Annotated in this window: 13 protein-coding genes; 6 read left to right on the plus strand and 7 right to left on the minus strand. The window is 45.2% G+C overall.

The window, feature by feature from the left end:
- On the plus strand, positions 1 to 141 hold a 141-nt coding region (locus tag FFR00_RS19735), incomplete at its 5' end, for an integrase core domain-containing protein (RefSeq protein WP_137675137.1).
- A 34-nt stretch (positions 142 to 175) separates the two neighbouring features.
- On the opposite strand, the gene FFR00_RS19740 is transcribed toward FFR00_RS19735, so the two are convergent.
- The 7 genes from FFR00_RS19740 to FFR00_RS19770 are packed head-to-tail and all read right to left on the minus strand — an operon-like array spanning position 176 to position 6,568.
- Positions 176 to 781, minus strand: coding sequence for a DUF938 domain-containing protein (locus FFR00_RS19740; RefSeq protein WP_137675138.1), 606 nt, complete (start codon positions 779 to 781; stop codon positions 176 to 178).
- Positions 771 to 1,136 carry a Na+/H+ antiporter subunit G gene (locus FFR00_RS19745; RefSeq protein WP_137675139.1) on the minus strand — a complete coding sequence of 122 codons (366 nt, stop codon included), beginning with the start codon at positions 1,134 to 1,136 and terminating at the stop codon, positions 771 to 773. Before FFR00_RS19745 ends, FFR00_RS19740 begins: the two co-directional genes overlap by 11 nt.
- A 9-nt stretch (positions 1,137 to 1,145) precedes the next feature.
- A complete protein-coding gene (locus tag FFR00_RS19750) occupies positions 1,146 to 1,415 on the minus strand; it encodes a K+/H+ antiporter subunit F (RefSeq protein WP_137675140.1) in 270 nt (89 codons plus the stop codon).
- Positions 1,409 to 1,909 (minus strand): Na+/H+ antiporter subunit E, encoded by a 501-nt coding sequence (locus tag FFR00_RS19755; RefSeq protein ID WP_137675141.1) that lies wholly within the window; start codon positions 1,907 to 1,909, stop codon positions 1,409 to 1,411. Before FFR00_RS19755 ends, FFR00_RS19750 begins: the two co-directional genes overlap by 7 nt.
- Complete coding sequence (locus tag FFR00_RS19760; RefSeq protein WP_137675142.1) at positions 1,909 to 3,420, minus strand: monovalent cation/H+ antiporter subunit D; 1,512 nt, start codon at positions 3,418 to 3,420, stop codon at positions 1,909 to 1,911. Before FFR00_RS19760 ends, FFR00_RS19755 begins: the two co-directional genes overlap by 1 nt.
- Entirely contained in the window at positions 3,420 to 3,773 is a 354-nt protein-coding gene (locus FFR00_RS19765; protein ID WP_137675143.1) for a Na+/H+ antiporter subunit C, read from the minus strand. Before FFR00_RS19765 ends, FFR00_RS19760 begins: the two co-directional genes overlap by 1 nt.
- Positions 3,773 to 6,568: a monovalent cation/H+ antiporter subunit A gene (locus FFR00_RS19770; RefSeq protein WP_137675144.1), complete on the minus strand. Its 2,796-nt coding sequence runs from the start codon at positions 6,566 to 6,568 to the stop codon at positions 3,773 to 3,775. The genes FFR00_RS19765 and FFR00_RS19770 overlap by 1 nt, the downstream gene beginning before the upstream one ends.
- 196 nt (positions 6,569 to 6,764) lie before the next feature.
- Here FFR00_RS19770 and FFR00_RS19775 point away from each other — a divergent pair, with 196 nt between their 5' ends.
- The 5 genes from FFR00_RS19775 (at position 6,765) to FFR00_RS19790 (ending at position 13,811) form a co-directional block, all read left to right on the plus strand.
- On the plus strand, positions 6,765 to 7,175 hold the full coding sequence (locus tag FFR00_RS19775; RefSeq protein WP_137675145.1) for a DUF5329 family protein: 411 nt from the start codon (positions 6,765 to 6,767) through the stop codon (positions 7,173 to 7,175).
- Positions 7,172 to 7,576, plus strand: coding sequence for a helix-turn-helix domain-containing protein (locus FFR00_RS21930; protein ID WP_235836269.1), 405 nt, complete (start codon positions 7,172 to 7,174; stop codon positions 7,574 to 7,576). The genes FFR00_RS19775 and FFR00_RS21930 overlap by 4 nt, the downstream gene beginning before the upstream one ends.
- 50 nt (positions 7,577 to 7,626) lie before the next feature.
- Positions 7,627 to 8,073 (plus strand): GyrI-like domain-containing protein, encoded by a 447-nt coding sequence (locus tag FFR00_RS21935; protein ID WP_235836270.1) that lies wholly within the window; start codon positions 7,627 to 7,629, stop codon positions 8,071 to 8,073.
- A gap of 290 nt (positions 8,074 to 8,363) precedes the next feature.
- Complete coding sequence (locus FFR00_RS19785; RefSeq protein WP_137675146.1) at positions 8,364 to 9,530, plus strand: glycoside hydrolase family 5 protein; 1,167 nt, start codon at positions 8,364 to 8,366, stop codon at positions 9,528 to 9,530.
- 201 nt (positions 9,531 to 9,731) lie between these two features.
- Complete coding sequence (locus tag FFR00_RS19790; protein ID WP_137675147.1) at positions 9,732 to 13,811, plus strand: AsmA family protein; 4,080 nt, start codon at positions 9,732 to 9,734, stop codon at positions 13,809 to 13,811.
- Positions 13,812 to 13,817 lie beyond the last annotated feature (6 nt).

Here is a 13,817-nt window from a genome sequence, read left to right on the forward strand (position 1 = left end):
TGTAAGACACTGAAAGAACTAAAGAGACTTGTAAAAGAATCGATAGCGATATACAACACGATGAGACCGCACCTGAGTTTAAATATGGAAACGCCCAATCAGGTGCATAATAGAAAAGGCCAGCTACAGGAGCTGGCCTAAAAATCGTCAACCTATTTTAGGACGGGTCAGGTGTTTAACGTTTTTGCCATACCAGCAAGAGGTTGTTTGCTGGCATGTCAATTTGCTCGCATAACTCTAGCCTTCCAACCGCTCCCCAGCTTATCAGCTCCTCAATGTCTCGTAGGCCACCGTAACCCTGTTGTTGCAACATTAGGTCAAATGCTTGGTTACTTTGGCCGCTGTAAGCGCCTGCTTGCTTAAATGGCCCATAATGAAAGAAATAGCCGTTAACGGGCAAGCCTTTGCCAATAGCTGAATACATCTGTTGCACAATGGTTGGGCTCATTATGTGCGCGGTATTTGCGGTATACACTGCATCACACTCACAAGGCCAGCTGTCTTGGCCAATTTGGTAATTAAGCGGCTGAGTTTGGTGGTTTAACTCAAAGTAGCTATGCCAATATTCAATGGCTGCTAAGTTGGCTTGTTGATCTGAGCACTGCCAGTGGAGATGCGGACAGGCTTGAGCAAAATATGCCGCATGTTGGCCAGTACCAGTGCCAATCTCTAAAACTCGTTGTGACGTTCCTAAACGAGGTGCTAACTGGCTGAGTATAGCCTGTTTGTTATTCTCGGCCGCTTGGTTAAAAAACTCAGCGGGGTGTTGATTAGTCTTCATCAGGCGCTTTATGTAAATAGGCTTTTGCCGAGAGATCTTTATTATAAGTGTCTTCTTTTAGCTTCACTTTATACTGCAGGCCAGCTTTGGCTAGCATGTGTGCAGCAATCGGTGCTGTAATAAATAAAAACATCGTGATGAGAAACTCTTTTAAGTTCAACCTGCCTAAGTCGAAACTAAAATACACCATAGAGGCAATTAGGATACAGCCTACGCCTAAAGTGCTAGCCTTGGTTGGGGCATGCAAACGGGTGAAATAATCAGGAAGCTTAGCTAGCCCAATAGAGCCAATTAACATGATAATAGCGCCAAGCACTAGCAGAAAACTAACCACAATTTCTAATATATTGGTCATCGCTTAGTCCTATTCTATGATGTCGCCGCGAAGCAAGTATTTACAAAAGGCGGCGGTACTTACAAAGCCTAATAACGCAATTAACAAAGCGCTTTCATAGTAACTGGTCGTGCCTTGATAAAGCCCGAGTAAAATAATTAGCGCGATGCTATTTATGTACATGGTATCTACTGCGATGATTCTATCGGGAGTCGTTGGCCCAACAATTAAACGCCAAGCATTTAGCGCCAGAGCGATACAGATTAAGCCGCTAGCAAACAAAGTGGCATAACTTAACATTGGAATATCTCCTTAATCGGCGCTTCATAGCGTTGCTTGATTTGAGCAATTAGCTTTTGTTCATCTTCTAAGTGCAATACATGCACATAAAGCCATTGCTTATCATCAGATAGCTCAACACTACAAGTACCAGGTGTTAGTGACACACTACTGGTGAAAATGGTCAGTGGCAGTGGTTCGCTAATGGTAATTGGTACGGCAATAAACGCTGGTTTTAGGTGGCGATTACTTTGTAGCACTCGTTTGGCGACTTCGAAGTTGGAGACAATGATGTCTTGTACCAAGCGCAGCAAGTAGAGCAGTACTTTTAGCGGATTTTTAGCCACCGGTTCTTTTTCGCTAAGGGGGGCAACAATCCAAGGAATAACGATGGCAAACACCGCTCCAAGTACCATGTGGCCGCGGCTAAACTCATGCAGTATTTGCCATACTAACCAAAGCAACAGACTGTGGTAGGGAGTAGGGAACCAAACAAACTTACTTTTCTTACTCATTATTTGGCTACCTCATTAAGTTGTTGCAAACTCAACCCTGCGTTGAGCTGCTCGGCAGCTAATTGTGCGTAATCGCTGATAGACCCTCCAAAAATTACCATCAGTGGCAACAGTGCAACCAAAATACCAATGGCTAAGTACTGGATAGGACTCCCTTGCAGAGCGGTGGTGTTTTCACCACTAGTTCGCCAGAATAATGAAGTACCCGCGCGCGACAAGGCAATTAGCGAGATCAGTCCAGCGCCTAAAATGAGTGACCAAATCCAGGCCATTTGCTTGGTATCAGTTACCGATTGCAGTATTAAGGCTTTACCCACAAAGCCAGACAACGGTGGCATACCAATCAAGGCAATAGCCAGCAACGCAAATACAAAACCTAACTTAGCAGATTGCGGCATCGCTCTAGCGGTAACAAAGCGGTCTTCAGCTTTGCCTCGTTGTTGTTGAATCAAGCCCGCGAGTAAAAACATCGCAGCACAAGCTATCGTGCTGTGCACTAAGTAGTAAATACCGGCTGTGCTAGCTTGTACGCTGTTTAAAGTAATTGTCACTAACAAGGTGCCAACCGAAACTATCACCAAGTTGCTACATAAAACCCTTAAGCTTTGGCTCGCTAATACCGAAATCGCACCAATAGCGATAGTAGCCAGTGCTATCGGCCATAGCCATGGCAACGCGATGTTAGCCAGTTCGCCAGCTTGGTTTCCAAACATGACCCCATGAACGCGCCAAATGCTGTATATGCCTACTTTGGTCATAATCGCAAATAGAGCAGCTACCGGCGCGCTGGTATTTGCATAAGCCTTAGGTAGCCAAAAGTGCAGTGGCAGCATCGCGGCCTTTAAGCCAAATACTGCAAGCAATAGCAATGCGCCAGACTTGGTAATCATCAGTTCATTATTAGAAAGATGAGGGATTTTGTCGGCCATATCGGCAAAGTTCAGGGTGCCTAAGGTGCCGTAAAGGGTGCCTAAAGCAAACAAAAATAATGACGAGCCAATAAGGTTTAGGAATACATAATGTATGTTTGCCTGAACCCGTTGTTTGCCCCCACCGTGGATCATCAGTGAATATGAAGCAATTAATAGTACTTCAAAAAACACAAACAAGTTAAAGGCATCGCCAGTTAAAAATGCTCCGTTAATCCCCATTAGTTGGAACATAATTAAGGGGTGAAAGAAGGCGCCGTTTTTATCTTCGCCAGCACTTGCGTAAAGGATGACGGCAAGCCCTAAAATAGCGCTCAAGGCGATCATTAACGCTGAGAAAGCATCAGCAACTAACACAATGCCAAATGGAGCAGACCAGTTACCCAATGCGTAAACTTGAATACCAGTACTTTGCACTTTTATTAGCAACATCGCGGCTGCTATCACCATTAATACACTAGTAGCAATGGTGAATACGCGTTGTTTATTCAGCGCACTACTAATGCTAGGGAAGAGCAAAATAACCCCGGCAAAAAATGGCAGCAGGATAGGAAAAATAACTAAATGATCTAATAAGCTCATTAGGCTTTATCCTCCCGCGCTAGTGGGTCTACAGGGTCATCACCATCAACGTGGTCATTGCCTAAGTCTGCGCGCCCACGCATTGCTAAAATCACCGCAAATGCGGTCATGGCAAAACCAATCACAATGGCGGTAAGCACTAAGGCTTGGGGGAGCGGATCAGCATAGTTTTCTGAGCCATTAAGTACCGCTGGCGAACCAATGGTTAAACCACCACTGGCAAATAAAAATAAGTTAACGGAATAAGACAGCAAGGTAAGCCCAATAACCAAGGTAAAAGTATGGCCACGTAGCATCAAAAATATGCCACAGGCACTCATAAATCCTACACACACCGAGTAAACGAGTTCCATTATCTTACTCCTACGGTGAGGCGTTCTTTGGTGGTGAGCTTGCCTAAATTGGCTAAAATCAACAATGTTGCTCCAATAACGGTGAGGTAAACGCCTAGGTCAAATACCAAGGCACTGGTTAATTCAAACTTACCTATCCAAGGGAGCGAGAAGTAATCGAACCACGAGGTTAAGAAAGGTTGTCCAAAGGCCCAACTGCCTAAGCCGGTAATTGCGGCTGTTACCAAACCAATGGCGATAAAGTAGTGGTAACTTACGCTTACTCGTTTGGTCATCCAATCTACACCATGCGCCAAGTATTGCTGAATGAGAGCGATGGAGGTGATCAGTCCAGCGATAAAGCCACCGCCAGGTAAGTTATGACCACGCATGAATATGTAGGCCGAAATCAACAAGAATAGCGGTAACAAACTCTGTGAAATAACCGATAGAAGCACCGGGTATTTATCGGTGGCCCACAAGCGACCATCGTGATCCTTGGTGCGCATCGACAAACGCATGCGTGCAATCAATTTGTAAATACCTAAGGCGGCAATACCCAATACGGTAATTTCACCAAAGGTATCAAAGCCCCTAAAGTCCACCAAGATTACGTTAACCACGTTAGTCCCACCGCCGCCGGTTTTAGCGTTAGCGATAAAGAACTCTGAAATGCTATCGAGTGGGCTAGTCATCAGCGCAAAACAAATACTTCCAATGATACAGCCGATTAAAGAGGCTACCGCCAAGTCTCGAACAAAGTGGCTGGGTCGGCTTTTACTGGTGGGGGTGTGCTGAGGGAAAAAGTACAAGGCCAGTAGTAACAAAATCACCGTGACAATTTCTACCGACAGCTGAGTTAAGGCTAAATCTGGGGCTGAGAAGTAAGCAAAAGTAATTGATACCACTAAACCCACTAGCGACAACATGAGCAAAGCTATTAAACGATAGTGGCTCCAAATTACCGTCGCTAGCGAGCCCGCTACAAGCAATACAGCAGCAATGGCTACAGCACCGTTTAGCGGGTATTCCGCTTGAGAGCCTCGAGTTGTATCCAAATCTAATAGTGGCGGGGCAATTAAGGCTAAGGCAAAAAAGCATAACCAAAAGGCGTAACGCTGAAGCGAGCCAGATTCTAAGGTTTGATTCACTTTTTGTGCCCAGCGCACGCAGGCTTGTATGGCACCTTCAAATTTTATTTTGGCATCAATGGCAGGGAATAAACCTTCAAACCTAAACAAGGGCTTACGGTTTAAGTAAATCGCCAATCCACCGGCAATCGCTAAGCCACTCATCAGTAAAGGAATGTTGAAACCGTGCCATATCGCCAAGCTAAATTCAGGTAATGGATGGTTTAACACTGCTAACGAAGCACTATCTAGCAATGGCCCCACGGTGTAGGCAGGGAAGATACCGACGACTAAACACAGGGCAACTAATATCTCTACCGGCACGCGCATGTAACGAGGTGGCTCGTGCGGCGTTTTGGTTAACCCCTTAGGTTCACCGTTAAAGAATACATCGTGAATAAAGCGCAGAGAGTAGGCAACCGCAAAGGCACCGCCAATTGTGGCTAATACCGGAATTAACCAAGACAAAGATCCTAAAATGCTTTGGTCGAGAGTCTCGGTAAAAAACATTTCCTTGGATAAGAAACCATTGAGTAGCGGCACCCCAGCCATAGAGGCGGAAGCAACCATGGCTAAAGTGGCAGTAATCGGCATGTATTTCCATAAGCCATTGAGTTTACGCATATCGCGCGAACCTGACTCGTGGTCAATAATACCGGCAGCCATAAACAACGAGGCCTTGAAAATAGCGTGGTTGATAATGTGGAATACCGCAGCAATTGCAGCCAACTCAGTATTCAAACCCAGCAGCAATACAATTAAGCCCAAATGGCTGATGGTTGAATACGCAAGTAAGCCTTTTAAGTCGTGCTTGAATAAGGCCGTGTAAGCGCCAAGTAGTAAGGTAAATAAACCGGTTAACGATACCACCACAAACCATACTTCGGTGCCTGCTAGCACAGGGTAGAAGCGCGCAAGTAAGAAAATACCGGCTTTTACCATGGTAGCCGAGTGCAAGTAAGCGCTTACCGGAGTGGGCGCTGCCATGGCGTGTGGCAACCAAAAATGAAAGGGAAATTGCGCCGATTTAGTAAATGCACCCAGTAAAAACAAACTTAGAATAGCCAAGTAATAAGGGTGTTGTTGCACAAGTTCTGCGCTGTTAAGCACCACATTTAGTTGGTAACTACCGACAACTTCGCCTAATAAAACAATACCCGCTAACAAGGCTAAACCACCGGCCCCGGTAATGGTTAAGGCCATGCGAGCGCCTTTACGTGCGTCACTACTGTGCGACCAAAAACTGATCAGCAAAAACGAGCTAATGCTAGTGAGCTCCCAATAGAACCAGAGCTGCAGCATGTTGTTCGACATAACAATGCCAAGCATTGCCGTCATAAACATAATTAGGTAGCAATAAAAGCGGCCCATATGGTCTTTTTCAGACAAATAATAACGGGCGTATAAGATAACCAGTAAACCAATGCCTAAAATGAGCAGGCTAAATAACACCGACAAACCGTCTAGACGAAAGGAGAGGTTAAGCCCCAGCAAGGGGATCCACTCAATGCTTTGAGTAAAAGCCTGCCCATCAAGCACCGCTGGTAAATCAAATAGAATTAAGCCAAGCGCTAATGCAGGAAGTAAAGCGGTAGCTAAAGCACAGGTGCTGCGATTAAATTTATTGGTTAGCAAGGGAATGATAATCCCTAGCATGGGTAAGAAGGGTACCCAAAAATAGTGCATTTTGGCTTAGCTCCGGTCGCTAATTGTTTGGTAATTATGAAAAATAATAGTCATTAATTGAATGAATATCCACGCTTTGTTGAGACTAGTCTACTTAAGTTGCCGCTGTAATTATACGCTTGTTTTTGGGCTTGAGCTTAGGGGTGGGGAGACATAGACTATTGAGTAATCAACAATAAAATTATGGCTTTACTCGATGTTGAACAAGATTTTATATGGTTTTGCTATTTTGTGGCTGAGCCTACATGCTCAAATTGGCGCAAGCGCTGACTTAGAAAAATCAAGCTGGCCTATGCAGCAAGCAAGAATAGAGGCCTTATTACACAGCATTGAACAAACTGATTTGGTGTTTATTCGCAACGGCACTGAGCACAATGCGGAACAAGCGGGTGCCCATTTACGGATGAAGTTAAAACGCGGACAAAGCAGTTGGTTTGCTCCAAGTAAAGAAAAATGGACTGCTGAAATGTTTATCGACAAACTGGCCACTAAATCCTCTTTGAGTGGAAAAGCCTATCTGATTCGCTTGGCCAACGGCGATCAAGTTCCCTCTGCCATTTGGTTATACCAGCAATTAGCGGTATACGATCAGCAGGCTACACGATGAGTAAAACCAACTACCACCAAAAGTTTGTGCCGGTTATTCGCTATTTAGAAAAAAACTACGATCAAAACCTTAATCTAGATGAAGTGGCCAAGCTGGCTCATTTATCTCCTTATTATTTTCATCGCATTTTTAAAGCGGTCACCGACGAAACTCCGGCAGATTTTCTACGCCGTTTAAAACTAGAAAAAGCAGCTAGTCAGCTCTTCTACCATAAAGAACCCGTTACTAAAGTAGCTTTAGACTTTGGTTTCTCTAGCTCTCAAGCTTTGGCTAAAGCCTTTCGAAGTTATTTTGCCATTAGCCCTAGCGCAGTCAGAAGCTGCAAAGATATGGATACCTATCGCAATTACTGCGAGACAGCAAGATTGGACACCTACTGCGCAACAATGGACACGCTTTAGAACTCGCCTCGCAATATGCTAGCTCTGCAAATCAATCAAGGAGTGTAGCAATGAAAACTGAACATTTTGACCAAAAAACTTTAGCTTACGTTCGAGTCACCGGCCCCTATGGCGAAGGCTACGATGTTGCCACTGAAAAACTATATGGCTGGGCAGGGCCATTGGGATTAGCCAAGGGTGAATCAATATTCATTTATCACGATAACCCTGAACTGACCCCTGCGGATAAATGCAGAACTGATGTTTGTTTAGCTGTGCCAAGTGATGTAAACCCTCCTGCGGGCATAGAGTTACAAACTTTACCGAGTGGCCAATACGCCAGCATTCGCAAAACGGTGACCGAGAACAGCCAATACGCTTTGTTCTGGCAGCAACTCATGACCCAAGTGGTTAAAGCTGAGCTTACCGTAGATAATCGCCCCTGTTTCGAGCTATATCATCACTATGATATGGATAGTCACCATGCCGACGTGAGTTTTTGTACTTCCGTAAAATAGTAAGCCAAGCATGTGCTTTTGAGTTCATTTTTGCAGTCCTTCGGGGCTGCTTTTTTGTTGTTACGCATCTGTCGTTAAATATCCATGTTGGTGGTTAATCTGTATTTGAGCGTGTTTTGTCACATGACCTCACCTAAATACTGAAACAAACTAGTGTGTGAATTCATCTTCAGAATGAATTTGTGAGTGCCTACAAGTTATCCTCAAACGGTTGGTTTTTTTACTATTTATATACATTTATTCTGGTTAGCCTAAGTCTGGAAAATAAGTGAGCGAAGGAAAGCAAGACCATGGGAAATCTAAAGAAATTAGTTTTAGTTGGAATGTTTAGTAGTGCAGCTGTCATGCTCAGTGCGTGTGGTGGAGAAGGAAGTTCTGTTGGTGCACCTAGCGATGCTGAAGTAGAGCTAGACGCCAGCTACTACACCGATACCTATGGTTGGAATGCCAGTGGCGGTATGGCGCAAACTCAACTTGGCCGTGGTTTAAATTTAGGCAACTATTTAGAAGCGCCAAATGAAGGTGAATGGACCGGTGGCCGCTTGCTGGTAGAGCAAGATCTACAAATCATCGCCGATGCAGGTTTTAAAACCGTGCGAATACCGGTGCGCTGGTCGAATCATGCAGGCGAAAACACCCCTTACCAAATTGATGCCAGCTTTATGGCGCGAGTTAAACAAGTGGTGGGTTGGAGTTTAGCGGCTAACTTAAAAGTGGTGCTCAACGTACATCACTACGAAGAAATGATGAACGATGGCCAAAACCAGCAAGAGAACCACATACTGCGTTTAGTGGGCATGTGGGCGCAAATTGCCGATGCCTTTCCACTTAGCGAATATGATGAAGACAGCCTAGTCTTTGAATTACTGAACGAGCCAAACGGTACGATTGGTTACGATGATTGGAATGACATTATCGGGAGATTGACTCAGCTAATTTGGACCACCATGGCCGATGAGCAAAATAATGGTACGGAGCAGCGCACCATTATGATCGGCACTGCTAACTGGGGCCATCCAGACGGGTTAACTCAACTCGATTTACCCAGCAGCGTAACCGCTAATAACACTATTATTACCGTGCATTACTACGAACCTTTCCATTTTACCCACCAAGGGGCTGATTGGGTTCAAGGGGCTGAAGAATGGATTGGCACTCCATGGTTGGGGACCGCATCCGATCAACAACCGCTTATTGATTTGTTCGACCGGGTAACCGCTTGGAACGCTGGAGCGGGTCGAGGTTTCGAAATCTTCATGGGTGAATATGGTGTGTTCTCACAATATTCAGATCCAGATCATCAACGCGCCTGGACAGCATTTATTGCTCGTGAAGCAGAGAAACGCAATATTAGTTGGGCTTACTGGGAATATGCCTCTGGTTTTGGAGCCTATGATCCAGACGCTGGAGAATGGCGCAGCGCCTTAATTGAAGGATTGATTCCTGCTCAACCGTAGTGTTACCCACAATTGCCTAGCCACCCTCCGGCTAGGCAAGCGTAGTTTGCCCGCTAATTGTCCTTTTTCGTTTCTTCACATTATCTTATTGCTAATCAAGCACTATAGTTTCTGTATCTGTTAAGAATATAACTTTCAAATTCAAGCCATTAGCCGCTCATACTAAGTGGTTTATATGTCCTGTTATTAGTGAAATTAGTGATGAAAATGACGCGTTGGTTAAAGCGAAGCCTTATTAGCTTTGCGGTTTTGTTGGGCATTTTGCTACTTCCCATTGTTTTGTTAGTGGTAGGCATAAAAGTAGAGATTGGCGATAGTCGCCAGTTCGTCACCAACTTACTGTCTGAGCAGTTGCAGCGTGATGTGCAAATAAGCGGCGAGATTAATTTGGAGCTGTCTTTTAGGCCGGCAATAAACGTAGAACAAATTGAAATAGCGAACCCCAGCGGCTTTAGCGAACCCTACTTTGCTCAAGTTCGTCAAGCCAGTATGCAAATAGATGTATTGCCGTTGCTTCGACGCCATCTGCAAATCGACCAAATTTTATTAGATGGTTTTTATCTCGAGCTAATACGAGCAGAAAGCGGGGAAAACAATTGGCAGTTTGCGGCCTCTAATACCTCTTCTCAAGCCACATCAGCAAAAAAAACTGGCAGTGAGCAAACTCAAGAGGGGCGTTTTTCTTGGCAAGGAATTAACTACAGCTTCGACATTAAAGAACAAATTCTGATTAGTGATGTCAGCATTAACTACCGTGACCAAGCTGCCGAAGCAGTACTTAACTGGCACCTAGAAGAATTAAAACTTACCTCTATTGATAGCGAAACGCTTGCCATGACTGCTTACGGCAGCATGTTAGATGAATCGTATTCTGTGGATTCAACATGGCAGTTAGAGCCCTTATTGCAAGGCCGCGCTGGCGATATTGCGTTAAACATGCAAGTTGCCGACGCCAAGTTAGGCCTTAGTGGCAAACTTGCCCCACAAAGCGACCAAAACAGCTATATGGAGCTGAGCGTAGATTGGCAAAACGCGCAATCTATTGGTCGTTTGTTGGGGGATGATCTAGCGCAACTTGCACCAATAAAGCTGGCCACTCGCTTTGATGGAAAGCCTGGTCAATATAGCTTATCCCCCATTAGTGCTCAGCTTGCCTCAAGCATTTTTAAGGGAGAGCTTGCCTTAAGTGGCCAAGAGCCCCTAGAGATTAACGGTAAGTTGAACATTGATAAAATTGATTTAGCGCCTTGGTTGGCAGAGCTACCAGATGAGACGGCTAGCAAGCCGTTAGCAGACAATGAATTACCGCAAGTTAACTCGGCCGAACCGCAAGCGCAATTGGCCGGCGCTCAAAACGCCGAGCCTGAAGAAGAAACCTTGCCGTTATTGCAGATTATTCGTTATTGGTTTAATCAAGCTAACGCAGATTTATCCTTAACCATTGGCAGCATAGAAGGGCTTCCACAAGAAATAGCAAATGTTAGCGTTGGCCTTAAGGTTGAGGGAGAAAGTTTAAAAGCACCCCTGAGGGCAGTGGTTGACGATATACGTTTCCGCGGCAATCTGAAAGCTAGCATTAAAGACGATAGTTTAAATACCTCTATGCGCTTAGTCGCGCAAAAGTCCCCATTAGATAAACTCGCCAGTCGTATTCCCATGCTTGCGGGCAGCACCGGTAATATTGGGCGTTCGGTACTGAGAATAAGTGCCAAAGGCACTACCGTGGCAGAGCTTTTTGCTAATAGTCACTTCAATTACAAAATTGAAGATAGCCAAATGCTATTGCCTGCTGGCACTGCCTTCAACATTAAACAAGCCAGTTTAACGGCGAGTGTCGATAGCGAAGTCAGCATTAATATCGACGGTATTTTATTAGATATTCCTGTTAAGGCCGAGCTTAAAACCAGTCCTTTAAGAGCCATGCTAAATCAACAAGCTTGGCGAGTGAACATGCAGCTAGATTCTCCGGCGATAGAGATGCAACTAAGCGGTGAGCTGCCTAGTGGAAAGTGGCAAGATGGAGCAAGTGTAGAGCTTAATGCCAGTGGTTCTCAAATTGGCTTGTTAGCGCCCTGGTTAGGGCTGGATAAACAAGCAAAAGGGGCGTTAAAACTGGCGTTGGATATGCAAATAGCCCGTGGCGAATCACAGCTGCAGATTCGCCAGTTACAAATAGCCGATAGCCAAGGTTCTTTGGAGGCTTCATGGAACAAAGCCAAAACGGCGCAAGGTTTAGTCAGTATTAAATCAGATTGGCAGAAAATAGATGTTGGCCAACTAACGGCTTTATTTCCCAACGATGAACCCAAAAGTACCGCCAAAACACTAGCCGAAACCGAGCCAAGCTTTACTCGTCAAGAGTTGAAAACGATTGATATTCGAGTGCCGATATTGCCTCAAGGCTTTGCCATTCATGATGCTGATTTGGCGATAAGCATTAACAAACTGTTATTGGGTGATCATCAACTAGAAAACGTGAGCTTTTCGGGTTTAGCACGTAATGGCTGGCTACAGAAAGCGCCATTTAGTGCCGAATTTGCTCAAAGTAAATTCTCTGGTAATGCAGTATTAGACTTACGTTCATCACCATTAACGTTAGATTTTGCTGTTGCATCTAAGCAGCCAAATATCGGCCAATTGCTTAAACAATTTAATATTGCTGAACAAACTGAGATTCGTTTAGACAAAGCAGAATTCAATTTAGCCTTAAGTGGCGATAACATTGCTCAACTACTGGCGAGTACCGAGTTAAGTGCAAAATTAAGCGGCGGATATTGGACATTGGTAGACCCAAACACCCAAGCCAGCGCACGAGTAGAGCTTAGCGAGGGCAGTGTTAGTGCCAGCCCCAACAAACCGCTGCAGCTAGCGCTAAACGGCCAGTTAAAGCAGTTGCCACTAGCGCTGTCTATTCGCACCTTAAGTTTGGCAGAATTTACTCAAAAACCAGACGCTTTACCTATTGAATTAGACCTAGATTTGGCTGAAGTAGCCTTACACGCTAAGGCCAAGTTACCTCGGCCCATTTCTTTGCAAAATCTTAGTTTAGCGGTAGACATAAGCTGCCCAAAACTGAGTTTATTAGACAGCCTTCATGGCATTCAACTGCCGCCCTTTGGCCCAATTAAACTGGCTGGTGAGTTAGTGCTTAGCCCGCAAGGTTACGCCATTAACAAAATGTTATTGTCAGTGGCAGAGAGTGAGCTAAGTGGAGCTGCTAGCTTAGTCACCACTGGCGCCAAACCCGTGTTAGACATTGCGATCAGTGCCAATAATATTCAGCTAGACGATTTTAAAACAGGCGGTTGGCAAGGCTGGGCAAATGGTACAAGTTCTGAGTCACCTGCAAAGCCTGAGTCCGCCTTAAAAACATCAAACCAACAAGCCGCCACAAATCCAGAAACCGAGGAAAGTGCACAGGCTTTGTTGAGTCAGCAGGTGTTTGAACAGCTAAATGCCAAGTTTCGTTTAGACGTAGCGAAGGTGCAGTCGGGAGATGACTGGTTAGGCCAAGGTAAATTGTATTGGACCTTACAAGATGCGCGTTTTCGATTAGCACCTTTGTGGCTGGCCTTACCTGGAGGGGAGATACACTTAAGTGGCGAACTTAGTACCCAAGGCGCGGGTTTTTACAGTGAGTTAACAGCCAAAGTTGAAAACTTTGATTACGGTTTGCTGGCGAGGCGAATTAAACCCGATACCGAGATGAACGGTGAGCTAAGTGTCCATTTAGATGTAAATAGCCGCTTTGAAACGCCACAGCAATGGCTAGAAAACATGAACGGGCAGGTGGGGTTTGGCGTGTGGCCGCAACAGTTTGAAGCTGGCATTATGGATTTATGGGCGGTGAGCTTAGCTAGCGCAGTAGTGCCAGAGTTAGACGATTCAGAAAAATCCGTCCTCAATTGCGTGGTTGCAGTTTTTGATAGTAAAGATGGCCAGTTAGCCCAAAACGTGTTGCTTGCGGATACCTCACGTATGCGAGTACTGGGCGAAACCCAAGTAGATTTCGACCAGCAACAGGTCAACATGATCCTGCGGCCACAAGCTAAACGGGCGCAAATATTTGGCTTATCTACCCCTGTTCAAGTGAGCGGTAGCTTTGAAGACTTTAAGATTGGCGTAGCTAGTGGCGGACTTATTGGCACTACTCTGCGATTTGTTACCAGCCCAGTGGTATCGCCATTACGCTGGATTGTAGAAGCGCCGTTAGAGGCCGATGGCAGCGAGCTGTGCAGGCAAGCTTGGCAGCAGGCTAAGCAGGTAAATGCTGCAGAGTAGCCATTG

The organism is Agarivorans sp. Toyoura001 (genome assembly GCF_005405585.1).
Taxonomy (GTDB): Bacteria; Pseudomonadota; Gammaproteobacteria; order Enterobacterales; family Celerinatantimonadaceae; genus Agarivorans.